General features: G+C 57.9%; 21 protein-coding genes. 9 read left to right on the top strand and 12 right to left on the bottom strand.

Annotation, left to right across the window (positions count from 1 at the left end):
* Positions 1-50: 50 nt before the first annotated feature.
* The 3 genes from PbB2_RS10075 (at position 51) to PbB2_RS10065 (ending at position 3,535) form a co-directional block, all read left to right on the top strand.
* Positions 51-1,397, top strand: coding sequence for a glucuronyl esterase domain-containing protein (locus PbB2_RS10075; RefSeq protein ID WP_108985203.1), 1,347 nt, complete (start codon positions 51-53; stop codon positions 1,395-1,397).
* A gap of 51 nt (positions 1,398-1,448) precedes the next feature.
* Positions 1,449-2,642 (top strand): acetyl-CoA acetyltransferase, encoded by a 1,194-nt coding sequence (locus PbB2_RS10070; RefSeq protein WP_108985202.1) that lies wholly within the window; start codon positions 1,449-1,451, stop codon positions 2,640-2,642.
* Between the two features lie 248 nt (positions 2,643-2,890).
* On the top strand, positions 2,891-3,535 hold the full coding sequence (locus PbB2_RS10065; RefSeq protein WP_108985201.1) for a glutathione S-transferase family protein: 645 nt from the start codon (positions 2,891-2,893) through the stop codon (positions 3,533-3,535).
* Between the two features lie 204 nt (positions 3,536-3,739).
* On the opposite strand, the gene PbB2_RS10060 is transcribed toward PbB2_RS10065, so the two are convergent.
* From PbB2_RS10060 to PbB2_RS10030, 7 genes are all read right to left on the bottom strand, one after another.
* A complete protein-coding gene (locus PbB2_RS10060; RefSeq protein WP_108985200.1) occupies positions 3,740-4,840 on the bottom strand; it encodes a DUF3089 domain-containing protein in 1,101 nt (366 codons plus the stop codon).
* Positions 4,837-5,199, bottom strand: a complete 363-nt coding sequence (locus PbB2_RS10055; protein WP_108985199.1) for a DUF6285 domain-containing protein — start codon at positions 5,197-5,199, stop codon at positions 4,837-4,839. Before PbB2_RS10055 ends, PbB2_RS10060 begins: the two co-directional genes overlap by 4 nt.
* Positions 5,192-6,190 (bottom strand): phosphotransferase family protein, encoded by a 999-nt coding sequence (locus PbB2_RS10050; RefSeq protein ID WP_108985198.1) that lies wholly within the window; start codon positions 6,188-6,190, stop codon positions 5,192-5,194. Before PbB2_RS10050 ends, PbB2_RS10055 begins: the two co-directional genes overlap by 8 nt.
* Before the next feature lie 36 nt (positions 6,191-6,226).
* Positions 6,227-7,276, bottom strand: coding sequence for an ABC transporter ATP-binding protein (locus PbB2_RS10045; RefSeq protein ID WP_108985197.1), 1,050 nt, complete (start codon positions 7,274-7,276; stop codon positions 6,227-6,229).
* Positions 7,273-8,865 carry an ABC transporter permease gene (locus PbB2_RS10040; RefSeq protein WP_108985196.1) on the bottom strand — a complete coding sequence of 531 codons (1,593 nt, stop codon included), beginning with the start codon at positions 8,863-8,865 and terminating at the stop codon, positions 7,273-7,275. The genes PbB2_RS10045 and PbB2_RS10040 overlap by 4 nt, the downstream gene beginning before the upstream one ends.
* Positions 8,862-9,947 (bottom strand): extracellular solute-binding protein, encoded by a 1,086-nt coding sequence (locus PbB2_RS10035; RefSeq protein ID WP_108985195.1) that lies wholly within the window; start codon positions 9,945-9,947, stop codon positions 8,862-8,864. The genes PbB2_RS10040 and PbB2_RS10035 overlap by 4 nt, the downstream gene beginning before the upstream one ends.
* A 143-nt stretch (positions 9,948-10,090) precedes the next feature.
* A complete protein-coding gene (locus PbB2_RS10030) occupies positions 10,091-11,821 on the bottom strand; it encodes a DEAD/DEAH box helicase (protein ID WP_108985194.1) in 1,731 nt (576 codons plus the stop codon).
* 295 nt (positions 11,822-12,116) lie between these two features.
* Here PbB2_RS10030 and PbB2_RS10025 point away from each other — a divergent pair, with 295 nt between their 5' ends.
* Positions 12,117-12,734 carry a 1-acyl-sn-glycerol-3-phosphate acyltransferase gene (locus PbB2_RS10025; RefSeq protein WP_108985193.1) on the top strand — a complete coding sequence of 206 codons (618 nt, stop codon included), beginning with the start codon at positions 12,117-12,119 and terminating at the stop codon, positions 12,732-12,734.
* 11 nt (positions 12,735-12,745) lie between these two features.
* On the opposite strand, the gene PbB2_RS10020 is transcribed toward PbB2_RS10025, so the two are convergent.
* From PbB2_RS10020 to PbB2_RS10010, 3 genes are all read right to left on the bottom strand, one after another.
* Positions 12,746-14,563 carry an AMP-binding protein gene (locus PbB2_RS10020; RefSeq protein WP_108985192.1) on the bottom strand — a complete coding sequence of 606 codons (1,818 nt, stop codon included), beginning with the start codon at positions 14,561-14,563 and terminating at the stop codon, positions 12,746-12,748.
* 48 nt (positions 14,564-14,611) lie between these two features.
* On the bottom strand, positions 14,612-14,989 hold the full coding sequence (locus PbB2_RS10015) for a hypothetical protein (RefSeq protein WP_108985191.1): 378 nt from the start codon (positions 14,987-14,989) through the stop codon (positions 14,612-14,614).
* Positions 14,990-15,107: 118 nt separating this feature from the next.
* Entirely contained in the window at positions 15,108-16,274 is a 1,167-nt protein-coding gene (locus PbB2_RS10010) for a beta-ketoacyl-ACP synthase III (protein WP_192576304.1), read from the bottom strand.
* A gap of 178 nt (positions 16,275-16,452) precedes the next feature.
* Between PbB2_RS10010 and PbB2_RS10005 the strand changes: the two genes are divergently transcribed.
* Complete coding sequence (locus PbB2_RS10005) at positions 16,453-17,076, top strand: glutathione S-transferase family protein (RefSeq protein ID WP_305790463.1); 624 nt, start codon at positions 16,453-16,455, stop codon at positions 17,074-17,076.
* A 99-nt stretch (positions 17,077-17,175) separates the two neighbouring features.
* Positions 17,176-18,708 (top strand): acyl-CoA carboxylase subunit beta, encoded by a 1,533-nt coding sequence (locus PbB2_RS10000; RefSeq protein WP_108985190.1) that lies wholly within the window; start codon positions 17,176-17,178, stop codon positions 18,706-18,708.
* Between the two features lie 356 nt (positions 18,709-19,064).
* Here PbB2_RS10000 and PbB2_RS09995 read toward each other — a convergent pair whose 3' ends face one another.
* Complete coding sequence (locus PbB2_RS09995) at positions 19,065-20,645, bottom strand: acetolactate synthase large subunit (protein ID WP_238164961.1); 1,581 nt, start codon at positions 20,643-20,645, stop codon at positions 19,065-19,067.
* Between the two features lie 113 nt (positions 20,646-20,758).
* On the opposite strand from PbB2_RS09995, the gene PbB2_RS09990 reads away from it, so the two are divergent.
* From PbB2_RS09990 to PbB2_RS09980, 3 genes are read left to right on the top strand one after another with little or no spacing between them, the layout of a single operon-like run.
* Positions 20,759-21,769 (top strand): NADP-dependent oxidoreductase, encoded by a 1,011-nt coding sequence (locus PbB2_RS09990; protein ID WP_108985188.1) that lies wholly within the window; start codon positions 20,759-20,761, stop codon positions 21,767-21,769.
* A 14-nt stretch (positions 21,770-21,783) separates the two neighbouring features.
* Positions 21,784-22,590, top strand: a complete 807-nt coding sequence (locus PbB2_RS09985) for an enoyl-CoA hydratase/isomerase family protein (protein ID WP_108985187.1) — start codon at positions 21,784-21,786, stop codon at positions 22,588-22,590.
* Positions 22,591-22,592: 2 nt separating this feature from the next.
* Entirely contained in the window at positions 22,593-23,759 is a 1,167-nt protein-coding gene (locus PbB2_RS09980; RefSeq protein WP_108985186.1) for an acyl-CoA dehydrogenase family protein, read from the top strand.
* Positions 23,760-25,270: 1,511 nt separating this feature from the next.
* On the opposite strand, the gene PbB2_RS16280 is transcribed toward PbB2_RS09980, so the two are convergent.
* Positions 25,271-25,497 (bottom strand): hypothetical protein (locus tag PbB2_RS16280; protein WP_238164960.1); only part of this gene is annotated, 227 nt, incomplete at its 5' end.

Here is a 25,497-nt window from a genome sequence, read left to right as displayed (position 1 = left end):
TCACCATGTCGTAGCCTGTATCAAAGGCTGAGAAAGGTCGGGACTTACTCATGCGTCGAACGCTTCTGGCGATTATGCTTGGACTGGTTGCAGGTCTTGGCACTGTCCTTGGCGGTTGTGCACTCACGCGCCTGCCCAATGTTCCCCTCACACTTACCGGCAGCCCCGCGACTCCACCCATTCTCGGCCCGCTTGACGGCACTGCAGCGGTCGCCAGCCGGGCTGATTGGGAAAGCCGCCGCGTCCCACGCCTGAAAACCCTGTTTCAAAGCCAGATCTATGGGGCGATGCCCGCGCCCGCCCGCGTGGACATTCTGAGCCGTGTTGTGTTGCAGGCCCCTGCCAAAGGCCCCATTGGCACGATTGAACGCATCACCCTTGCTGTGAGCCTAGACCGTCCCGGTCCGTGGCCCGGCGGTCGTCCCGTGGTGGACATGATTTTGATCACACCCAAGGGCAAAGGGCCATTTCCAATCATTGCTGGGGGGACGTTCTGCGGCAATGATGCCCTGTTTCCCAAAACCCCGGAACCTCAAACCCTGAAGGTTCGCACCACGAACATGCCTTTGCCGCCTGAATGTGGCGGTGGTCTGCCCGCGTTCATGGTCGAGGCAATCTTCGGCAAAAACGCCAATTCGCCCCCGTGGGAAGCCATAGCCCGGCACGGCTATGCCTTGGCATCTTGGCATCCAGGCGACGTGGTGCCCGATGTGCCAGGCATCGCAGAACCTTATTTGGCGGCGCTGACCCCGGACGGCACACCGCCTGATCAACGCACCGGTGCGATCGCAGCCTGGGCGTGGACCCTGTCGCGTATGCTCGACGTTTTGGCCGCCGACCCCCGTATCGACCCCGAGCACATGCTCCTCTGGGGCCATTCCCGTCATGGCAAAGCAGCTTTATTGGCCGCCGCCTTTGATCCCCGGCCGGTTGCTGTATGGGCCTTGCAATCGGGCACGGGCGGGGCATCACTCGACCGGGATGAGGTGGGGGAGCCGATTGGTGCCATTACAGCAAGCTTTCCCCATTGGTTTGCCCCGGTTTATGCCACAACGGCGGCCCGGCCTGACGCCCGCCTCCTCGACCAGCATCAATTGATCGGATTATTGGCTCCGCGCTCCGTCTTGGTCGGCACGGGTCGGCGTGATCAATGGGGTGATCCCCATGGTAGTTTTCGCGCGCTGATGGGAGCAGATCCGGTCTATCGCCTCTATGGCCTACCCGGATTTGCGCAGACCAGTTTGACGAAGCCTGCCGAGGTTGGCCCATTGGCCTTTTATATGCGGCCAGGTCTGCATGGCATTCATTCGCAAGATTGGGCACAGGCGCTGGCCTTTTTTGACCGTACCGTGCCCAAGCTGCCGCCAACAGCCCCAAACATAAGCTTGAAACCCTAGCAAATCTGCGTCACAGTCCGCCAAAATACTGCCGCTCAGGGAGGCAAGAACATGGCTACAGGCATTCGTGACAAAGTCGCCGTCATCGGTATGGGCTGCTCTCGCTTTGGTGAGCGGTGGGATTGCGGCCCCGAAGAATTGATGGTCGAGGCCTATCTGGAAGCCATCAAGGACGCAGGCATTGAGCCCACGCAATTGGATGCGGCTTGGTTCTCAACCCATATTGATGAGATTGGCACGGGCAAGGGTGGCACGCCGCTGTCGATTGCCCTTCGCTTGCCCAATATTGCGGTAACCCGGGTGGAGAATTTCTGTGCATCGGGGTCTGAGGCCTTCCGCGGCGCGGTCTATGCCGTGGCGGCTGGGGCTGCTGATATTGCGCTCGCCGTCGGCGTGGAGAAGTTGAAAGATACTGGCTATGGCGGCCTGCCGGTCGGCACCATGGGAACTTATATCCCGCAAACCGCACCAAATGGCTCAGCACCGGGCAATTTTGCCCAATTGGCCAGCGCCTATCGGGCCAAGCACAAAGTCTCACGCGAGGATCTCAAGCGGGCAATCGCGCATGTGTCGGTGAAGAGCCATGCTAATGGCTCAAAAAACCCCAAAGCCCATTTGCGCAATATCGTCACAGAAGAACAAGTGATTGGTGCGCCAATGATTGCCGAGCCTTTGGGGCTTTTTGATTGCTGCGGGGTGTCTGACGGGGCCGCAGCCGCCATCGTGACCACGCCAGAGATCGCGCGCGCTTTGGGCAAGAAAGATCTTGTCTATGTCAAAGCCCTGCAATTGTCGGTCTCCAACGGCATGGAAAGCCAGCATAATTCATGGGATGGTTCTTATTTCCACACGGCCCGGATCGCAGCGCGCAAGGCCTATCATGAGGCCGGCATCGACCGGCCACGCGAACAGGTCTCGATGATCGAGGTGCATGATTGCTTCTCGGTGACCGAGCTTGTGACCATGGAAGATTTGTTCATCTCGCCGGAAGGCCAAGGCTGGAAGGATGTCATGGACGGCTTCTATGATTCTGACGGATCGGTGCCGTGCCAGATTGATGGCGGCCTTAAATGCTTTGGCCATCCAATTGGGGCATCGGGTCTGCGCATGCTCTATGAAATGTATCTGCAATTGCAGGGCCGGGCAGGGGATCGGCAATTGGCCAATCCGACGATTGGCCTCACCCATAATTTGGGCGGTGCCCCGGCGAGCAATGTGTGTTCGGTGGCCATTATCGGCCTGTAGTAATCGGCAAACAGTGCTGTAACCATAGCCCGCAGGTGGCATGGCCTCTTTGCAACTTTACTGCATTGATTGGCGATCAATGTGTCAAAATAGTTGGCCTGTCAGTCGCAGACGGCTACCAATGATCATTGGAAACGTGCCGGTGGCGAGTCGCCCCATCCTGTTTCCTGAACGGTTTCTGGTGTGGTTGCATGCCAGTCTCTTGACCGGTTGAGGGGGCCGTTTGTGCGTAGAAGGGAGTTGACGCGATGAAATTATATGGAAGTGACCTCAGTCCATTTGTCCAACGCGTGAAGATGCAAGTCGCCGCGAAGGGTTTGAGTGTGGAATATTTGTCTCCGCCCGGTGGCAGCTTGAAAAGTGAAGAATATCTCGCGATCAATCCGATTGGCAAAGTGCCGTGTCTGGTGACGGATTCCGGAATGGCTCTGCCTGAGTCCGAAGTCATCCTTGAATATCTTGAAGATGCTTTCCCCAAGCCTGCGCTGCGTCCGCGCAAGCCTGAAGAGCGCGCACAAGTGCGTTTGATTTCGCGGGTGAATGATATTTATGTCGGACCTGCCATGGGCAAGATTTTCGGCCTCTTGGGGCCTGGCAAGGATCCTGAAGTGGTCAAAGCAGCCATTGGCGACGTCAATACGGCTTTGGGTCATCTGGAAAATGTAATGTCGGGCAAAAAGCATGCGGCGGGCAACAAGTTTTCAGTGGCCGATTGCACCATCACGCCAAGCCTATTCTTCGTTGTCCGCTTGTTGCCAATCCTTGGCGTCAAGGCTCCGCTAAAGAGCTATAAGAAGCTCACCAAATACTGGAAAAGCCGGGAAAAAGACGCGGTGTCAGCCAAGGCGCTGCAGGAAATGACCGTGGAGTTGAAGAACCGCTTCGGCATGTAATCAGGCACCCCACCACCGGGGCTTTAGCGGCCTGCCTGACCCGACTGGCATTATTGCTCAGCGTCAGGCGGGCCGTTCCTGTTTGAGTTATCGCTATACGACCAAGATTGATTGAAACGATAAGGCAATGATCATTTTGGGAACCACACAACGAGGATGACGAAATCTCCGCTCAAAGGGCCCTTTGCTCTCGCACTCAAAAACTCATTTCAGATTGGCCAACCGTGTCTCAACATCATTGGCTAAAGCGGCATAGAATAAATTATAGCCGGTAATCTTATAGAAAGTACCAAGCTCAAAGCGGGCGCGCGACAAAGCAGCCGGTCGGTTGACCTCAACCCATAACAGACCGTTGCGGCAGATGGCACCGGTCTCACCGGGCAGCAAAGCAGGTTCTGTCCCGCGCTCCAAACCACTGGCTGCCGCCGAACCGCGATTGGTGCCGGGCCCTGCATGGGTCTGTGCTTGCGAACCAGTCAAAGGATTGATGCAGGCAATCGGCGCCCCTTCAATGGCATGATAGCCGCGTGCTTGGGTCCAGATGGTAGAGCGTTGGGTGAGAATATGTTCACCGCGCCGGTCGCCGCCATCGAGACTGGTAAAGCTGATCAAGCACCGGGTTTGCTGGGCTGTTTGGCAGGGTCGGGGAAAGCCTGGCACGGCTTGTGGGCCCTCATAGAGCGATTCGGGAACCGGCTGATCGATCAAATAGGTCGCCGCCAACATCGGCCCAAGGTCACCTTTTTGCTGCAGCAAGCGCATCACATGCAGTCCGCCTTGGCCAAGTCCCACCAGCACAAATGGGCGCTTGGGGTCGCGGGCGGCGCGGAAAGCCTCAAAAGCGCGCTCCACATCCTCATAGGCCAGGTTTAGGGCCTCACGGCTATCATCGCGCTGAGATAACAGGGCAAATAAGACAGCTTGGCGATAGCGTGGTACCCAGAGGGGACCTGCTCCGGCAAAAGGCTCGGCGTGATTAGGCAAGGCAATGGTTTCCAGCCGCGTGCGGGCAACATTGTCGGCAATGTCCATATTCCAGCCCGTCGAGCCGCTCCAAGCAGTGGTGGGGTGAACAATGAAGACATCGGCCTTGCCCTGATCGGGCGAGGATTCCTGTGGCCTTAGGGCCCACGCTGCCGCATCGCTGTAATCGGGTAGGGGGGGTGGCTCGTCGACTTGGAAGGGTACCGCGGGCTGGATTAATTCGCGGAACAAATTGTCGCGCATCAGATAGGCCGTTAGCCCGATCAGCATATTGACGCCAATTATGGCCCCAAAGATCCATCGTCGCCAGTTCGGTTTCATGGCGTCAATCCACTGTAGCCGGGTTGGTCGATGGCCAGCTGAGCCTCGGTGACAGCGCGCAAGGCCGCCAGGAGTGCCGGATCATCGAGGTCAAAATCGCCGCGCTGGATCGCGCCACAGAGCTGTTGTCGCAGGGCTGGCAGGTCGCGATCATCGGCCTGCAGAAGCTGCGCATAGAGGCTGCGCTCGCGGGCCTCGGCCTCTGGTCGCAGGGCCATGTCACGGCCGATCAGCGCCAAGGCATTGGCCGCAACACGGGCATGAAAGCCGGCCTGACCACTTAATTGCGGGGCTGCCACATCATGCAAAAACCCGATGACCGAGCTCAGCAATTCCTGCGACGACGGAGCTTCATGCATGGGGACGGCCTTCAATCAGATTGAGGAGGTCGATTTCTGCCTCCGACGCACGCCGCCCGATCATGGCCCGCTCAATAGAACGGTCTGCGCCGGTGACATAGGCCTGATACATGATCAAGCACATGACGCCCCATTTCAAGCTGCCCAGAGCCTGAAACCAGACCAGTTCATCGGCTGTGATCTGTGGGCCACCTGCCTGTGCATAACCGGCAAGCAAATCCGTGAGGTCGCCAAAGCCACCAACGTGGCGTGACCGTTCGCCAAATCGCCAGGAATTGACGCAAATCCAGGCCAAATCTTCGCGCGGGTCACCCAAATGGGCTAATTCCCAGTCCAGCACCGCGGCTAGGCCCTCGGCATTGACCATCAGATTGCCATTTCGGAAATCGCCATGAACCAGCGTGGTTGGACGGGGGGCAGGTGCGTGGCGACGTAACCAGGCAAAGCCAAGTTCGAATACCGGCCTGTCCATGCCAAAGCTGCGATAAATGGCTTCATAACGGTCAAGCTGGTCAAGGCCGTGACTAAGCGGCAAGCCTTTTGGCAGGCTGTCGAGGTCAATGGCATGGATGCGCGCCATAGCCGCACCGCATTGGCGGGCCAATTTGGTTCGCGCGTCGGCAAACTGCTCATCGCGCAGAATTTTGCGCGCAATCGTCTGGCCTGGAACATGGGCCATGATGAAGGCCTCGCCCAATCCATCTTCGGGTTGGCAGACATAAACGATGGGTGCGACAGGTGTTTTGGCGCGCCCGGCGGCAGCCATAATCTCTGCCTCTAGGGCTAGACCAATGGCTTCGCTGCCGCCGTCGCGGGCAAATGGGGCGCGTCGCAGAACCAGCTTGCGAGGTTCACATCCTTCAGACTGGATGACAAAGGACCATGTTTCCTGGCTTGCCCCGCCCGATAGTCGACTGAGGTCGCTGATCTCTGCACCCGGATCAAGGCGGGCCTTTATCAACCGACTGAGCGGGGCGAGCAGCGCATTCATCGGCCCACCTTGACCAAGCTTAGGATGATTTTCAAGTCACGTCGCTGGGGTCGGCTGATGGGGGAAGATAAACACATCTTCTGGGCTGATCTCAATATGGACTGCGCTCCCGATCTCTGGGGCCTTATTGGCCTCCACCTGGGCCATCACCGTTCCTATCGGGCTTGCGTGCGTCTTCAGGCGCAGCATGCGGAAGCGACCAACTCCACGCCGGTCTGTCACGCCAAACATGCCGTCTGGCGCTAAAGTGACCTGCGTAGCCTCGGGGCGAGCACATAGCAGAACCTGACCAACATGGGGGCAGGGGAAGGTGCCGAACGGGGTTTCGACACGGCCATGCTGGCTTGTGGCTTCCAACGCCCAAACAGCACCCAAGGCGCGCGCGGCGGCCAAGGATGCGGGTTGGTTATAGACTTCATGGGGTAGCCCACTTTGCAGGATGCGGCCTGCCTCGATAATGGCGACTTCATCGGCCACGGCCAAAGCCTCTTCTGTGTCGTGGCTGACGATTAGGGCGGCGACACCGGCATCTGCCAAAGTTGCCAAAGTTCGCGCCTGCAGTTCGGCCCGCAAATGGGGATCGAGACCACTGAAGGGTTCGTCCATCAACACTGCCCGGGGGCTGGGAGCCAGTGCACGGGCCAAAGCCACACGTTGTTGTTCGCCCCCTGAGAGCTGGTGCGGATAGGCATTGGCCCGGTGGCTCAACCCGACCCGGTCAAGCCAATTTTCTGCCAAGGCCAAGCGGGCAGCCTTTGGCTGCTTCCCCAAGCCAAAGGCAACATTGCCCAAGGCGGTCAGATGGGGAAACAAGGCATAATCTTGAAACACCATACCCAGAGGCCGTTGTTCTGGTGGGACAATTAGCTGGGCGTCACTGACCACGTGGCCGTCGGCCAGAACCTGACCGGCATCAATCCCTTCCAAGCCAGCCAACACCCGCAGCAATGTGCTTTTGCCTGAACCTGATTGACCCAATAGGGCCACAACTTTGCCAGCGGGCACAGAAAGGCTGACCCCATCAAGGGCCTTGACGGCACCAAAGGCGCGGCTGATTGCGCGGGCTTCAAGGGCAAATTGGGTCATGATTGCCCTGCGCGAGACTTGGACAGTCCGTGGGAAAAAATCAACGTCGGGATGAGCGCCAAAGCCACGATGGTCAAGGCAGGCCACGCAGCAGCGCCCAAACGTTCATCGGCAGCATAGGCATGCGCCCGTACCGCCAAAGTGTCGAAGCCAAACGGTCGCAAGATGGTGGTGGCCGGTAATTCCTTAGCAATTTCAACCGCCACAATCAGGGCCGCTGCAAAGGCTGATGGTGCAGCCAATGGGGCTTCCAAGCGCAGGAAGCGCGACCAGCGGCTCGCCCCCAATGTGGACGCCGATTCGCGCATGGATCGGGTGGATTTCTCCAATCCTGCGCTCAAGGGTTCAAGGCCTGCCGCACTAAAGCGGGCAGCATAGGCATAGCACAAAGCCACAATGGCTAATGGTCCACTTAATGCCGCAGCAATCTGATGGCCGCTGAGGCTTAAGGCTGCGAGTATCCCGAGCGCGGTGACGGCACCGGGTGTGGCATAGCCAGCCAGACTGGCGGCATGCACGAACTGGCTGGCGCGGCGGCCGCTTTGGCCAACAAACGCACTGATCCCGGCCAAGGCGAGGGTCACCAGCGCACCGAGCGCACATAATGAAGCAGTCGCGATGATGGGCTGGCCAAGGGCTCGCTCCGGCACACCATTGGCAATGGCCAACCATGCAAGATGGCTGACCGGGATCACCAGACCAATGCCAAGAACGATCAAACACGCGCCAAACATCAAGGCCTGTTTGGCGAAGGACAGCTGGGCGCGCGGCGGGGTGCGCCAGCGGGTGGAGCCACCGGCAATCAACCCCTTGCGCGCATGTCGCTCCAGCCAAACTAAGATGAGTACGCCCAGAAGCAGGAGGCTGGCCAATCGCGCTGCCCCAGCCAAATCGCCCATCGAAAACCAAGCCCTAAAGACACCAATGGTCAAGGTCGACACGCCGAGGTGATCAGCTGCGCCGTAATCGGCGGCAATCTCCAATCCGGTAAGGGCCGCACCGGCGGCAATAGCGGGTCGGGCGAGTGGTAGCGCAACCTTTGCAAATCGGCGCCACGGTGTTGCCCCTAACAGGCGTGCGGCCTCAAGTGCACACACAGATTGGGCTTCAAATGCACTGCGGGCCGCCAGATAGACATAAGGATAGAGTGTGCTGGCATAGACCAATAGCGCAACCCAAAAGCCACGCGCCCCGATCAAATCACCCCACGCATAAGCCGCAACATAAGCAGGCATCGCCAAAGGCAACGCAAGCGCCCAGCTTAAGGTTTGCCGTCCCCAGAAATGATAGGCTGTCACGACCCAAGCCGTCTGGACGCCAACCACAGTGGCCAAAGTGGTTGCCAAGACGAGTAAGCCAAGACTTGTCCAAGCCATGTCCCAGAGCAAGACATCCGCGATGTGCTCAAAGCTGCTGCTGGGTTGCCAAGCTGCCATAAGTGTGAAGGCAACAGGCAGGCCGGGGACAGCCACAATCACAGCACCAATCAGCAAAGCAACGAGCCACGTTTTCAGCTTTGACGCACTCAATCGTGCGCCTTGCCAAGCCTGCAGCGGCGCAAACTTTGCCCCGGGATCAAGAATGCTCACTTCCAGCCTGCGCGGTCAAAAATCTTCTGGGCTTCTGGCTGGTTTGTGCCCAGAACAGACATTGGGGTCTCAGCCTCTTTGAAGCCCGCCATGGCCTTTAGCTCGCTATTGTCATCCAGTGCACTGGACACAATCGGGAATTCATCATTGGCGCGCGCGAAAATGGCTTGCGCTTCAGGACTGGCGAGAAACTCCAAGAATTTGATCGCATTGGCTTTGTTTGGTGCATGGGCGGCCAGGGCACCTCCGGAAATGTTCACATGCGTACCGATGGCGGCTTTGCCGGGGTCGGCTTCGTCCGGGAAAGATAGGGCGATTTTGGCCCCGACAGCCTGTTCAACCGGGTCGCTTGAGCGCTTCAGCCGGACCGCATAATAATGATTGACAATCGCGACCGCGCATTTGCCTTCAGCAATGGCTTTGAGTTGGTCTGTGTCTGCGCCCTCAGGTTGGCGGGCAAAATTGGCGACAACCCCTTTGGCCCACGACTCGGCGCGCTCCTTGCCCCAGCTATCCATCAAGGCCGACATCAGCGACAAATTATAGACATTGCTGGACGGGCGCACACACACCAAGCCTTTCAGACCAGGGTCGGTCAATTGGCTATAGCTGGCGACTTGCTCTGGCTTGATGCGGGCCGGATCATAGGCAATCACCCGCGCCCGTTTAGCAAAACCAAACCAATCTTTTTTCGTCCCTTGCAGCTTTGCCGGCACAATCTGATTGAGAATGGGGGAATCGACTGGCTGAAACAGACCAGCGGTTTCAGCCCGCCAAAAATTGCCCGCGTCGACCAATAGAATAATATCTGCCGGGCTTTGATCGCCTTCGGCCTTGAGGCGCTCAAGCAGGAGGTCACCCTTCATCTCAATCCGGTTGAGGGTGATGCCCGTCTTCTTCTCAAACAAATCATAGAGCTGTTCGTCCGCGTCATAATGACGGGCAGAATAGATATTGACTTCGCCTTGGTTGGCGGTGGCCGACTTGTCTTGCTGACAACCGGCAATCACCATCAGCGCGCCCAATGAGGCTGCAAGCGTAAACAAAGAGCGTGGGCGGGCGTTTTTGAGAATGGTTCGCATGATCAACTGGTATTGTCACAGCCAGCCCCAACCTGCAAGCCAAACGCGCACCCGATTCCGCCCTGTGCGCGCGGCACAAAGTCGCGCCTTGCATGGGGGAAGGCACACACAAGCTGGCACCAAAGCTCCCGGCAATGGCGGCTTTACTGGCTTTCGGCGTCTTCGGGTTGGATCGGTTTGATGTGAATGGGGATTTTCATGAAGGCTGGCACATCATCGCCAAAGGCCAACACGTCTTGATCCTCATCCCGTCGACGGTCTTGGCGTGGCCGATCCCGCTCATGTCGATGACGCCCGCGTTCGCGGTCGCGACGAGGCCCCCGATCAGTGCGATCCCCGCGATCACGATCGCGATGGCCATGGCTGGTGGTTTCGCTTGTATCATGTTCCACCAAGTCGCTGCCAAGATGGCTGCCGTCACCATCCTCGAGATTGATCACGGCCAAGGGGTCGGTGGCAGAATGTGACGCCTCTGCAGGCGAAGATCGCGACCGACGCCGACTTGGGCGACTGCTGCGGTTTTGGGACGGGCTGTCATTCTCGACTGCCGGGCTGTCACTTGTGGCCTCAGAGCTGACGTCTTCAGACTCACTGTCAGGTCGGCGACCGCGGCGCGTCCGGCCAGCAGATTTGCCTGCCTCACGCGCCGGGGCAGGGCGGCGATCCTCAACCCGGTCGCGGGGCAGGCCCTCAAGTTCAGCAAAAGCGATGGGGGACTTAATCAGGCTTTCAACCGCATCAAGTGCCTTTGAATCAGCCGGTGTCACGATCATAAAGGCTTCGCCCAGCCGCCCAGCCCGCCCGGTGCGGCCGATGCGGTGCACATAATCTTCGGCATGGCGGGGCACATCATAATTGAACACATGGCTGACGTCGGGAATATCGAGGCCGCGCGCGGCCACATCCGAGGCCACCAAGATTTGCAGATCATTGTTGCGGAAGCGCTCTAAGGTCGCCATGCGCTGACTTTGCTGCAGGTCGCCATGGATGGGGGCTGCGTTAAAGCCATGCTTGGACAGAGACTTTGCAACAATATCCACATCGGTTTTGCGGTTGCAGAACACGATGCCATTTTTCATCGTCGGCATGGCCGCTTCAATGGCAACCCGCAACACCGTGCGCTTGGTCTTGGGATCAGATGCTGGGCTTTTGAGAAGGCGCTGGGTGATGGTGGCAGCGGTTTGGGATTGGCGGGCCACTTCAACGCGTGCCGGGCCTTGCAGGAATTGTTCGGTCAGCCGCTTGATTTCAGGCGGCATGGTTGCCGAAAAAAACAGCGTCTGACGGGTGAAAGGCGTCAGCTTCACAATCCGCTCGATATCCGGGATGAAGCCCATATCCAACATGCGGTCGGCTTCATCGATGACCAGCATATTGACCCCGGTCAAGAGTAGCTTGCCGCGCTCGAAGTGATCGAGCAGACGACCAGGGGTGGCGATCAACACGTCAACGCCCTTGGTCAACAGCGCGTCTTGGTCGCCAAACGACACCCCGCCGATCAGCAGGGCCATGGTCAGCTTATGATTGCGGCCATATTTGCGGAAATTCTCGGCGACCTGGTCGGCCAATTCGCGCGTCGGCTCCAGAATCAGTGTGCGGGGCATACGGGCTCGAGCCCGGCCTTGGGCCAGACGCTCGATCATGGGCAACACAAAGGCCGCCGTCTTTCCTGTACCCGTCTGGGCGATGCCCAACACGTCGCGCCCATTGAGGACTTCAGGAATTGCTTTCCACTGGATCGGAGTTGGTTTGGTATAGCCAGTCTCGGCAATAGCCTCGAGAAGCGGGGGCGAGAAGCCCAGGTCGGCGAAGGTTACGCCAACTGGAGTCTCGCTAATCGGGCCGGTATCTCCGGTCCCGTTGGCATCGGTCATATTTGTCTCACCATATCGTGCGGCGTGGCGCCGAATCTGGCGCGACTTACCTGCAATCCCCCTGGATGGCAGGCTCCGTGGTCCTCCCGTGGGCGCAATCGCCTGTAAAGTCAATCAAGCGCACGTCTTGGCGGGGTATTTCATCGGCCGATGTGACCGATCCGACACGACAAGGCATGTGTCGCGGGTAAGGTTGTGTCAGTGTTTGACTGCTTTTGTGCATTGGCCGAGTCACACAGATGCCCGAGACTTGTGACTTGCCTGAATACAGGACGCGGAGGAACAGGTGCCCGACATGCAAAGCCACGAAGTCTTTGACCCTAGCACCCATCGGCCCGCCCCTTATCGCGGCTTTATCCCAGAAATCTGGCGTTATCTGTGTGCTCTTTATCTCAAGCTCAGCGGGTGGCGCTTACAGGGGGATTGGCCCGATATTCGCAAAGCTGTGATTCTGGCCGCACCCCACACATCAAATTGGGATGGTATCTTGATGCTGGCAACGGCTGGCCAATACCGTGTCACCTTGCGCTTCATGGGCAAGAAGAGCCTGACCGAAGGCCCGTTTGGCAAGATCATGACATGGTTAGGCTGTGTTCCGGTTGATCGCTCAACACCCAATGGGCTGGTGGCCAGCATGACATCTGCTTTTGATCAGGCGCGTGACTTCTTTTTGGCAATCCCGCCAGAAGGGACGCGCGGGCGCGTCGAGGAATGGAAAAAAGGCTATTATCTGATCGCCCAAGCCGCTGTTGTGCCAATTATTTTTGCTGTCATGGACTTTGCGACCAAGACCGTGCGCATCAGTGGCGTGTTGAAGCCCACAGGTGATTATGAGGCTGATTGGCAATTGATCCGCAGCCATTATGTGGCGGCCACCGGCAAGCATCCGGCTAATTTCGCTCTGCCGGGGTGAGCGGGGCTTGATCAGAGCAAAATCACCTCAGGCCCAGGTTCGGCTGCGAACAGGGCTTGAACCTGTGTGGCCCGGCAGGTGCGACAGGCCCCCTGGTTGAGATAGCCCTTATCAGTGATCTCACCGTCTTCAAGGCTCGGCGGCGTGGTCAATAGAATGAGACGCCTGACGCGGCGGGTCGCGGGTTGACCTGCCCCGGCCCGTTCAAGGGCTAAAAGCGCGTGATCCCTGACGCGCCCATGCCAGACCAAAGTCTCCAGATCTTCATCGAGGCCGGCGAGCGTGCGTGCTGTGGTGAGATTTACAAAGGCGAGGGCTGCCACGAAGGGCTGGCCTTCCCCACAGATGACCGCATCGGAGAACAGACCGTCAGAGGCTTGGACAAGTGACGGGCGAACCAAACCTGCAGGCACAAAGCTGCCATTATCGAGTTTGAACTCTTCAGACAGCCGGCCATCGAAGGCGAGGCCAGCTTCGGGTCTTTCTGGATCGACAAAGCGCAAAGCATCGCCGAGCTTATAATAGCCTTCTTCATCGAATGCTTGGGCTGTCTTTTCCGGCGCATCAAGATAGGCCGGGGTGATGCCGGGGCCTTTGACGCGGGCTTCAAGCTTGCCACCTTGGGGGATAAGTTTCAGGCTGAGGCCAGGAACAGGCAGGCCTACCAAGCCCATCACCTCATTGGGCCAATGCACATTGCACACTGTCGGGGCGGTTTCAGTCGCCCCATAGCCTGCTGCCAAGGTGATTTCTTGCCCGGTCACTCGGACTGCGACCTCTTGAAGCCGACGATACACATCCTGGGTCAAAGCCGCCCCGCCATATTGCATGATGCGCAAATTGGAAAACAGCGCCCCTGCCAGTTCCTCATCCTGTTCCAACGCCCCGGCCAACAGGCTCCAGCCCAAGGGGACGGTGATGTGATAATTGGGCCGGACGTGCTTGATGGTGGCTATGCTGGCTGCGAGTCCCTCGGCGGTTGGCGTACCTGGATCAATCCATAAACTGCCCCCGGCATGCAGCAACATGTGCAGGACCGCATTGCCGCCCAGCGAATGACTCCACGGCAAATGATTGGCCATGATGATGCCGTCTGGCCACATGGTGGCCTCGCGCGCGGGATCAAAGGTCGATCGGATCTGGGCCGCATTGATCGCCAAATTGGCATGCGTGACCGTCACCGCTTTGGGTGCCCCGGTTGAGCCTGAGGTCAGAAGATATTTGCACGCATCGCGGGGGTCGAGGCTTGCGGGGTCGGGGGCCGCCTCAGGATCGCCAAAAAGGCTGTCGAGGGACACAGCGCCCTCAGTCCCAAAACCGTCCCCGGGCGCAATAACGGGGACACCAGCTTCCTCGGCCCACAGGGCAGGCGTGGCAAAGGCCAGCCCTTCCATGAAAACTGCTGCTGCCCGCACGGTTTTGAGGGCTTCATGTAGGCGGCGCGGATCACGTGCTTTGAGACTGTAGGCTGGTGTGATCGCAGCAACCGCCAAGCCGGCCAAGGGCGCTGCATAGGTCAAAAGTGCGTGGCTGATCGAATTGAACGAAGCGATGGCAATAACACTGCCACGGGGAAAGCGCCCAAACAGGCCGGTCGCCAAGGATCGCACCAGTGTCCATCCATCGCGATAGGTCAGATGTCGCCACGCCCCGCCTTCATGGCCTGCCAGCCATAAGCGATCAGGCGCCTGTTGGGCCCAATAGGCCAAGGGCTCAACCACATTCGCAAAAGCAGGGCGCAGGGGGTGGGGATTGGACAGAAGGATCGCACCATCGTCACGTCGAACAAGGTCAATCCGGACCGGGGTCACATAGGGGGCTTCACGCATGGTCGAAGACTAAACCAGACCTGCGGCCTTTGCATCAGGGCAAGACTGCTATCGCTGCTGGCCTTCGCGCCGCATGTCCTCAGCAGGGTGGGTCGGCACGTCGGGCTGCAAGGCAGGGCGGGTCAGCGGGTGGACTTTATGGGGCCTTGATTTCAAGGACGGGCTCACCCAGCCACCGGGAGGTTCAAGCCAGCGCGGGCCGCCATCTTGGCGCATTGCCGCCTCGCCATCCGTCGATTCTCCTGAAGGCTGAACAACCACCATATAGCCCCGCTCTGGCGGGGATTGCTCAAATGGATGCTCAAGGTGATTTGGTGGCTCATTGAGTGTGACATTGGCCGGTGCTGGCAAAAGAAGCTCTGCCTCGGGTTTTGATTCTGCCCCAGAGGCACCAAAACCTGCGGCCAAAATGGCGAAGATCAACATGTACTCAAACCCCGACATGCAATGCACCCGACATGTGGTGACAATGTCCACGTCAATTGTCGAGTGAAACTGTCGTAAGGTTAGGCTGAAATAAGATGCTTGCCCAAAGTAAAGTCGTTCAGCCCACCTTGCGGACAAAAACTGAGCCAGCTGAATATCCCGCCCCGAAGGAACAAATGAGGCCGGTGTCGCCAGCCACCAAATCATCTTGGTGTTTGTGGAAAGCAATTATCGAACCTGCCGATGATGTATTGGCATAGGTATCCAGCACAGTTGGGCTTTCATCATCATTGGCATCGTGGCCCAGAACTTTGCTGGCGATCAGCCGGTTCATATTGGCATTGGCCTGATGCAGCCACATCCGCCGCAAATCCGTTGGTTGCAGCGACAGCGTGTCAAGATGCTCGATAATCATGGCTGCCACCATCGGCACCACTTCCTTGAACACCTTGCGGCCTTCTTGCACGAACAATTTGTCGCGCGCGCCAATACCTTCGGGCGCGGTACGGTTCAGGAAGCCAAAATTATTGCGGATATTGTTGGAGAATTGGGTTTTAAGCTTGGTGCCAAGGATTTCCCAATGCGGCTTGCCCGCCGCTTTGTCTTCGGCTTCGATCAAAATGGCTGTGCCGACATCGCCGAAGATGAAATGGCTGTCGCGGTCGCGGAAATTAAGATGGCCCGAACAGATTTCAGGATTGACCACCAGCACACTGCGGGCATGGCCGGCGCGGACAAAATCTGCCGCGGTCTGGATTCCGAACGTGGCCGATGAACAAGCCACATTCATGTCAAATGCAAACCCTTCTGGATTACAGCCCAGTGCGGCTTGGATTTCGATGGCCATAGCCGGATAGGCCCGCTGCATGTTGGATGCGGCACAGATTACAGCATCAACCTCGGCCGCATCGCGGCCGGCGCGTTCCAAGGCCTGATGGGCGGCGCGGACTGCCAGCTCAGCCAGAATCGACAATTCCTCATTGGGCCGTTCTGGGATACGCGGGGTCATGATTGTGGGATCAAGAATGCCGTCCTTATCCACGACATAGCGCGCTTTGATGCCTGAGGCCTTCTCGATGAACTCAACCGACGAGGGCACAAGGGCGACAATCTCACCCGCCGCGATTGCCTCGGCATGTTCGTCATTGAACAGCGCGACATAGCGGTTGAAACTATCGACCAATTCTTCGTTGGTGATGGAATGGGGCGGGGTGTAAAGGCCAGTCGCGGTGATGACGGGTTTGATCGAAACGCTCACAGTCGGTCTTTCCTTGCGGTCTTCCATGGTTACCAGAATAGGGCCAGCATCCGGCACCTAAGCGGGGGATGTCGGCATCCCCGCCAGCGTGTCTGCCTTAAACCGACTGGATCAACACGTCGAGGCTGGACCACACAGCGGACGATTTTGCAGTGTTTAGCCGCACTCTTGAAACAAACTATCGCATAGTTGTGTTAGGCCTCGCGTGATCTTGAACATTGAGAAGGGGCGGTCAGGCATGGAGATTTATGGTGATGATCGCTCTGGCAATTGTTTGAAGGTGCGCTGGACGTCCGACCTATTGGGCTTGCCCTATGTCTGGCACGAGGTTTTGGCTTTGACCGGGCAAACTGCAGAACCTGGCTTTCGTGCCCTCAATCCCTTTGGTGAGGTGCCTGTGGTTCGTCTGGCTGACGGCAACACCCTAGCCCAGTCCAATGCCATAATCCTCTATCTGGCAGAAGGCAGTCGGCTCATCCCACAGGACCGCTTTTTGCGGGCAAAAATGTTCGAATGGCTGTTTTGGGAGCAATATAGCCATGAACCCGTCATCGCGGTGCGCCGTGCCAAAGTTCATCTCTTGGGCCTGTCGGAGGCCGAAATTGATCCTTCACTCCTGCCACGTGGGGCAAAAGTCCTGACCCGAATGCAGGAGCATTTGAGCCAGCATGCCTTCTTTGTTGGGGCAGACCTTACGCTCGCCGACATTGCCCTATTGCCTTACACCCGGTTTGCCGATCAAGGCGGATTTGAGCTTATGCGTTATCCCGCGATCCAGAGGTGGATTAAGCGGTGTGAGAGCATTTTGGATTTGCCCGCCCTGGCGTGATCGCCGCCAGGACGGCTTGCAAGCGCGGCTATGTGCCGCTAACCCGATTGCGCGGCGGGCGACGGACCTGCTGACGTCACAGGATCGGGGAACAGGCCCATGCAAGACATTCTTCAAGCCCTTGAGGACAAGCGCGCCAAAGCGCGTGCCGGTGGTGGTCAGCGTCGCGTTGATGCCCAGCATGCCAAGGGCAAGCTGACCGCGCGCGAGCGCATTGAGATCTTGCTCGACGAGGGTAGCTTTGAAGAATTTGATATGTTCGTCGAGCATCGCTGTACTGAGTTTGGGATGGATGCCCAGAAGTTTCCCGGCGATGGCGTGATCACCGGCCAAGGCACGATCAATGGCCGCCTTGTCTATCTGTTTTCAAAAGACTTCACCGTGTTTGGCGGGTCCTTATCGCTGACCCATGCGGCTAAGATCGTCAAGGTTCAGCAAATGGCGGCCCGCAATGGCGCGCCCGTTATCGGGCTGTTTGATGCGGGTGGGGCACGTATTCAAGAAGGCGTTGATTCTTTGGCGGGTTATGCTGACATCTTCATGGAAAACGTCATGTCTTCCGGTGTGATCCCGCAAATCAGCGTCATCATGGGGCCTTGCGCGGGTGGTGACGTCTATTCGCCAGCTTTGACCGATTTCATTTTCATGGTGAAGGACACAAGCTATATGTTTGTGACGGGGCCTGACGTGGTCAAAACCGTCACCAATGAAGTCGTTACGGCTGAAGAATTGGGTGGGGCAAGTGTGCATGGTGCAAAGTCTGGCGTGATCGACGGCAGCTTTGACAATGATTTCGACACTTTGTTCCAAATGCGCCGCTTGGTTGATTTCTTGCCACTCTCAAACCGCGAAAAGCCGCCCACCCGGCCGACCCATGATGACCCGGAACGGGTTGACATGAGTCTCGATAGCCTTGTACCGGCCAATCCCAACAAGCCCTATGACATGAAGGAATTGATCGAGAAGGTCGTCGATGAAGGCGATTATTTCGAGATCGCCAAGGACTTCGGCAAGAATATCATTACCGCTTTTGCTCGGATCGAGGGGGCAACCGTTGGCGTGGTTGCCAACCAGCCCATGAGTCTGGCGGGCGTTTTGGATATTGATGCCAGCCGCAAGGCCGCCCGCTTTGTCCGCTTCTGTGATTGCTTCAATATCCCCATTGTGACCTTTGTTGATGTGCCTGGCTTTATGCCGGGCACCAAGCAAGAATATGGCGGCTTGATCAAACATGGCGCAAAGCTGTTGTTTGCGTTTGCTGAAGCCACCGTGCCGAAAGTGACCGTCATCACCCGCAAAGCCTACGGTGGGGCTTATGATGTGATGAGTTCCAAGCATTTGCGCGGCGACGTCAATTATGCATGGCCCACGGCAGAAATCGCCGTGATGGGGGCCAAAGGGGCGGTGGAAATCATCTTCCGAGCCGATATGGGCGATCCGGATGCGATTGCGGCCCGCACGGCTGAATATCAAGACCGCTTCGCCAATCCGTTTGTGGCAGCCCAGCGCGGCTATATTGATGATGTCATCATGCCCCACTCAACCCGTCGCCGAGTCGCCAAGGCTCTGCGCGCCCTCAAGCACAAGAAGCTTGAGAACCCATGGAAGAAACACGACAATATACCGTTGTAAGGACCGCGCTATGATCGCTTTTGGATCAAAGTTGCGGGGCCCCAAAATGACCGAGCTTTGGACGGTGGTGGCGTAGGGTGCATTCCGAAAGCGAAGCACCGAGTAAGTATTGCTGTTTCTGAATCATTTTTACTTAGATCGCCTTTGCCGCAGGCTCTGCCTAGGCAAAGGCCTGTTAATAGTTTGCTTGGGAGATTTTTCGGGTCAAGGTCGCAGCTTTGCTGCGTCGCTCTGCGACAGATTTCCAAAGGAAATCTGACCTTGACGCGCTAAATCTCCCTAAGACAATAAGCGACATGGTTTTGGTGGCCAAAAGGGTCACCAAAACCATGTCAAAGTCATAAAATGAGAATGCCTCACATCACCGCTTCGATCAGGACTGGCACATCGGCGGCAATCGCGCGGGCGAGGGCAGTGTCGAAGGCTTCGGCGGTGTCGCAAGATACCGCCTCAACCCCTTGACCTTCGGCCAATTTTACCCAGTCGAGGGCAGGTTTATCAAGCGACAGCATGGAACTGGCGGCGGGTCCTGGCTGGCCCGCACCGGTGCGGCCCATCTCAATATTCAAAATGCGATAGGAGCGGTTGGCAAACACCACGGTTACGATAGGCAGGCGTTCGCGCGCCATCGTCCACAAAGCTTGCAGCGTATACATGCCCGCGCCATCGCCGGTTAGTGCAATGACTTTGCGGTCGGGCGCGGCCACGGCGGCCCCAACCGCCAAAGGCAGGCCTTGGCCAATCGCCCCACCGGTCAGGAACAACCAATCATGAGGGGCGGCAGTTTGGGTGGCCATGAAATGGGGCAGGCCTGCGGTCACCGCATCATCGGAAATAATGGCTTGATCGGGCATATGGCGTGCTAGGGACGTGGCGCATGTGTAAGGCGTGATCTTGCCGGTTGGCATCGGGTGTTGGGTACGGGTTGGGGCCGGTGGGGCGTCGGGCGCATCCAAAGCATCAGCAAGGGCGGCCAAAGCTTCAGCCGTATCTTCACTGCGGGCTGAAAGCTCGATGGTGGTGCAGCCTTCTGGCACCAAAATGCTCGGTTTGCCGGGATAGGCAAAGAAAGCGCACGGCACGCCCGTGCCTGCCAGAATCATCAGATCAACGCCGGCCAAATCCTCCATCGCCATTTCGGCAAAATAGGCCATGCGGTCGGGTCCAAAGCGGCCTGCACCGCGCGCCAGACGACCAACAAATGTGTCGCATAACACCCGGACGCCAGCAGCCTTTAAGCGCGACATGGTTGTCAGCGCCGCCTCGTCGTACAGGGCAGGGCCATTGACCAGGATTACCGGCTTCTGGGCCAGAGCAATCGCATCGGCCACCGCCTCGATTTGGGTGGGGTCAACAAGGGATAGACCTGGTAACGTAACACGGGGCGCGTCTGGGCCTGCAGGGTTCCAGGCACTGTCGGCTGGCAGAATCAGACTTACCGGCCCTGCCGGTGGGCCCATGGTCTCGATAAAGGCTTTTGCGGCCTTTTCGCCGGCCTCGCTGGCCTGTTCCACCACCCCGACCCAACGCGAGTTGGGCTTGACGAGGGTTTCAATATCAGACGCCAAGGGCGCATCCAAAGTGCGGTGATAGGTGGCATGATCGCCAACCACATTGACCATGGGCGCATAGGCGCGCCGCGCATTATGGATATTGGCCGCACCATTGGCATAACCCGGCCCGAGGTGAAGAAGCGTCATGGCAGGCTTTCCCGCCATGCGGGCAAAGCCATCGGCGGCCCCGGTTGCCACACCTTCAAACAAGCACAAGACCGAGCGAATGCGCGGCTCTCGATCCAGGGCCTGCACCAAATGCATCTCGCTGGTGCCAGGATTAGCAAAACAGGCGCTCACCCCATGTTCGGCAAGGGTTGCGACTAATTGATCAGCCCCAGTCCGCTGTTGTGCTTCTTCGCCCATGACTTGCCTCTGTTTCATCACACATGTCGTGTCCCATCCTTGCCTGAGGTGGCGTGGGCTGTCACGGCGGGCTGACACATCAGATGCAGATGTTTGCTGACAGGGGCCTGAATGCGGGCCAAGCTAGGATCATGACACAGATTCACCGCATCACCCTGGCCCGCCACATCACCGGAACCCCCAGCTTGGAGGACTTCAAACTTGAAGCGCTTGACCCGCCTGCTTTGAAAGAGGGGCAATTCCGCGTCGCCAATGCTTTTGTCTCGGCTGATCCGGGTACACGCTCGCGCCTCTCGGGGACGGCTTCCTACGCAGGGGCCTTGCAGATTGGCGATGTGATTGACGGCTTTGCTGTCGGCCATGTGGTTGAAAGCCTCAACCCCGCCTTCGAGATTGGCCAATTGGTGACTTTAGGCTCTGGCTGGGCGGACCAGACGATTTCCAATGGCCGGGGTTATTGCGCCAAACTGCCAGACCTTGGTGTGCCACTGTCGGCGTGGATTGGGGTGTTGGGTGTGCCGGGCATGACGGCTTGGTTCGGCCTGAAGCGGGTTGGTCAGATCAAGCCGGGAGACCGGGTGATCGTCACCTCGGCGGCGGGGCCTGTGGGGGCCACAGCCGGTCAATTGGCTAAAGCCTGGGGGGCGTCGCGGGTTGTGGGTGTTGCCAGTGCCGGGGCCAAATCTGACTGGCTTTTGCAGGAAGCAGGCTTTGATGCGGTGATTGATTATCGCTCACCCACCTTTGCGGCAGACTTGGCGGCAGCCATGCCCGAAGGGGCCGACATCTTGTTCGATAATGTCGGCAACAAGATGATTGACACCATTCTGCCCCTCATGCGGCCCTTTGGCCGGATCGTGGTCTCAGGCCAAGTGGCAGACTATAATGTCGCCCCGGCAGACCGGCATGGTATTCGCAATACCGACCGCTTCATCACCCATCGCTTGAAGATGGAAGGCCTTGTTGTGTTTGACGATTTGCGTGCTTTCCCCGAGGCGCAGGCCGAAGCCGCCGCCATGATCAACAGCGGCCAATTGAAGCTGAAGGAAGTCATCTCTGAGGGCATCGACAGCCTGCCTGCGGCCTTTTGTGCCCTGTTCCAACCCGGTGCCACTTTTGGCCGCCGACTTGCACGCATCTAGGCCGGGAGGGCGCAATGGCGTTTCAGCACTATTCCCGCATCCAATTTGCCTATGATCAAGGCTATGGCCCACGTGTTCTGGTCGTTACCATCAGCGGCAACAATCCCGTCAATGGCGTGGATGAGGCCATGCATGAGGAATTGGCCCGCGTTTTCACAGACTGCCAGCGGGACCCTGATAGCGACCTGATCGTGCTGACCGGCAAGGGCCGCGTCTTCTGTGCCGGTGGCGATTTGGATTGGTTTGACGAGCAAATCAGCAATCCCGCCAGCTTTCGTGCCATTGCACCCGATGCCAAGCGGATCGTGCTGTCACTCCTTGAACTTGAAAAGCCCATCATCTGCCGCCTTAATGGTGCCGCGGCAGGTCTGGGGGCAACAATTGCGTTGATGTGCGATGTGATCATTGCCGAGGACACCGCCAAGATTGGCGATCCGCATGTGAAAGTTGGTCTTGTGGCTGGCGATGGCGGGGCTGTGATTTGGCCCGCTTTGATCGGCATGGCGCGCGCCAAGGAAATGCTGCTGACAGGTGACCTCATCTCAGGGGCCGAAGCCGCCCGCATCGGCCTTGTCAATTATGCCGTTCCCACCGCAGAGCTTGATGGCAAAGTGGCAGAACTTGCCCAAAAAATCCTCGGCAATCCGCGCTGGGCAGTCCGTTGGACCAAAGTCGTGATGAACCAGCAATTGCGCCAAGCCGCCAATCTGACCATGGATGCGGCCGTGGCGTATGAAACCTTGTCCAATATGATGGCCGACCGGGCCGAAGCTGTTGCCGCCGTCAAGGAAAAGCGGCCGATGACATTGAGCGGGGAGTAATCATGGGGACGAGTTTTGCCGCAGAGCCTGATCATGTGGTGGCGCTGCGCCAGCAATTGCGCCGCTTTGTGGACACCAAAGCCCCGCGCGAAAAGCGTCAGCTGTGGGACCGTACTCACACCTGGCCGCGCGATCTATTCGCTGAACTGGCAGACATGGGCATTTGCGGCCTGACGGTGGACGAGGCCTATGGCGGGGTGGGCCAAGACATTTACGCCGCCGTGGCCGTGATTGAAGAATTGTGCCGGGCAGGGGCCTTTCTGGCTGGGCCCTTCATCCATTGCGCCTTCTATGGTGGGATGAACATTTCTGAAAATGGCAATGAGGCCCAAAAGGCGGCCTATCTGCCGGCCTTGGCCAAGGGCGAATTGATGTTCTGTTATGGCCTGTCGGAACCCGATGTGGGGGGGGATTTGTCCAGTGTTACCACGCGCGGGGTGATTGAGGGCGATCATGTGGTCATCAATGGGGCCAAGCGTTGGTGCACCGGGGCCGATTTTGCCGATTATATCTATTGCCTGATCCGCACCGAAAGCGATGAGAAGCGCAAGAACCTCGCCTTTGTTCTGATCCCCAAAGATACGCCGGGTGTGACCTTACAGCCGATTGAGCATGTCAATCTGCGCTATACGTTGTCGAGCGATGTTTATTTCGACAATGCGCGCATTCCTGTCTCGCACATCGTCGGGGGGCCTGAAAAATGGGGCAAGGGCTGGGGCATGCTGGCGGGTCGGGCGCTGGATGTGGAAAAGCTTGAAATCACCGCGGTCACCTTTGGTATCGCACAAGCCGCTGTTGAAGAGGCCTGGGCCTATGCACAAGAGCGGGTGCAATTCGGCAAAGTCATCTCGGGCCATCAGGCCATTCGCCACGCTCTGGTGGAAGCCCGCACCAAGCTCGAAGCCTGTCGACATATGCTCTATCACGCCGCTTGGCTTGCCACCCAAAACCTGCCCTGCGGGATTGAATCGAGCATGGCTAAGCTGTTTGTCGCCGATACCGCGGCAGAAATCGCCCTGATCTGTCAGCGCGTACTTGGGGCCTATGCCTTGTCAGACGCCTTCGACATGGAACGCCACGTCCGCGATCTTCTGGGCATGCGCATCGTGGGCGGGTCCAGCGATATGCAGAAAAACAACCTCGCGGGGCTGTGGGGGATGAAGGGCTAGGGTGCGAGACATCGGCCCTCGGCCATCGAGGCAAGTCGGTTTGAGGTCAAAAGGGCTTCCAGATAAGACTCCTTCCAAAAACGATGTCACCCCCGCCGGAGCGAAGCGGAGAGCTTGTGTATTAGCGTCATGAGATCCCGGATCGGCTACCGCCGTCCGGGATGACAAGTTGTTGTATAAGTTGATGTTTCTAACCACGTGTCATCCCCGCCGGAGCGAAGCGGAGAGCGGGGACCTCCATGCGACAGTGCGGCACAAGGTCCCGGATCGGCTGACGCCGTCCGGGATGACAGCGTGGTGTGGATGTTCATTTCCACTTGGAACCGCTTTGGTGAAATCCCTGTTTCACCAAACCGGCTCATCGAGTTTGAGCGCGACATCTGGGTCGTCAAGTGTCGGTTTTCTCTGAAAACCGATCGCGTCGCGACGCAGCAAAGCTGCGCACTTGACCACCCAGATGTCGCAAGAACAATTGAGTTTGCGGTTTGGTGGACCATAGGGATCACCAGCGCTTCCAGACAAAAACCTTAGATAAACGATGTCATCCCCGCCGGAGCGAAGCGAAGAGCGGGGACCTCACCACGCATGTGCGGCACAAGATCCCGGATCGGCTGGTGCCGTCCGGGATGACACCGCGTTTTATTGGCTGACTTAACTAAACGATGTCATCCCCGCCGCAGCGAAGCGAAGAGCGGGGACCTCACCACGCATATGCGGCACAAGATCCCGGATCGGCTGACGCCGTCCGGGATGACACCGCGTTTTATTGGCTGACCTAACTAAACGATGTCATCCCCGCCGAAGCGCAGCGGAGAGCGGGGACCTCCATGCGACAGTGCGGCACAAGGTCCCGGATCGGCTGACGCCGTCCGGGATGCCTGCGTGATGTGGGTGGGTTGATCTCCTCCCCCGCGTGCGGGGGAGGGGGACCCTGCGTAGCAGGGTGGAGGGGGTGTTGTGGAAGCTCAGCCACGCTAACGCCCCCCTCCGTCAGCTTCGCTGCCACCTCCCCCGTAAACGGGGGAGGACATTAGGGCGTCATCCCCGCCGAAGCGCAGCGCAGAGCGGGGACCTCATCACGCATGTGCGGCACAAGGTCCCGGATCGGCTGACGCCGTCCGGGATGACAGCGTCAGGATGCCCTTCTTTTGGGATGGCCCTTGATATGGGCTCTGAAACACCGCAGGCCTGTGATGATTGTTTGAGGGCGATTTTGACGGGTCAAGTCCGCCGCCGTGCTACGCCGGTTCGGCAGATTGCCAACGGAAGTCTGGACTTGACGCAGCAAACCGCGTCTCAATTGCCTTCGACTTCACGGATAAAGGCAAATTTCCAAACACACCCCTGAAATCAAGGCTGGTGGGTCGTGTAGTTCTCTGGCTGTCGAATTAGTGATCTGTTTTTGCAAAAATAAATATGAAAACTTTTTGAAATACCACCGTATGAGTGGTATTTTTTGAGAGGAAGACTGCCAAATTTGGGGGTGTAATTTGAATAGATGTGGCTTGCCCTTATCTTCCCATCCATGAGTTCGGTCGGTCACGGCCACCGAATAAACCTTTGAAATCTGGCGAATGTTGCTTTAGTGCTGCATGACGTTGATTCTTGTTTTCAATAAGTGATTGCAAGATTTGAGACCAAGATAATATCCGCTCTCTTTCTTGAGCGCTCAACGAAGTCAATCGATTCCATAAATTGAGTTCAACTCGATAAATTGGTTGCATTTTTTCATCAATTT

Origin of the sequence: Candidatus Phycosocius bacilliformis (genome assembly GCF_003112735.1) — a bacterium.
GTDB lineage: Bacteria > Pseudomonadota > Alphaproteobacteria > Caulobacterales > Aquidulcibacteraceae > Aquidulcibacter > Aquidulcibacter bacilliformis.
The sequence above is the reverse complement of the archived record's forward strand: the minus strand, read 5'-3'. Positions and strand labels throughout refer to the sequence as shown.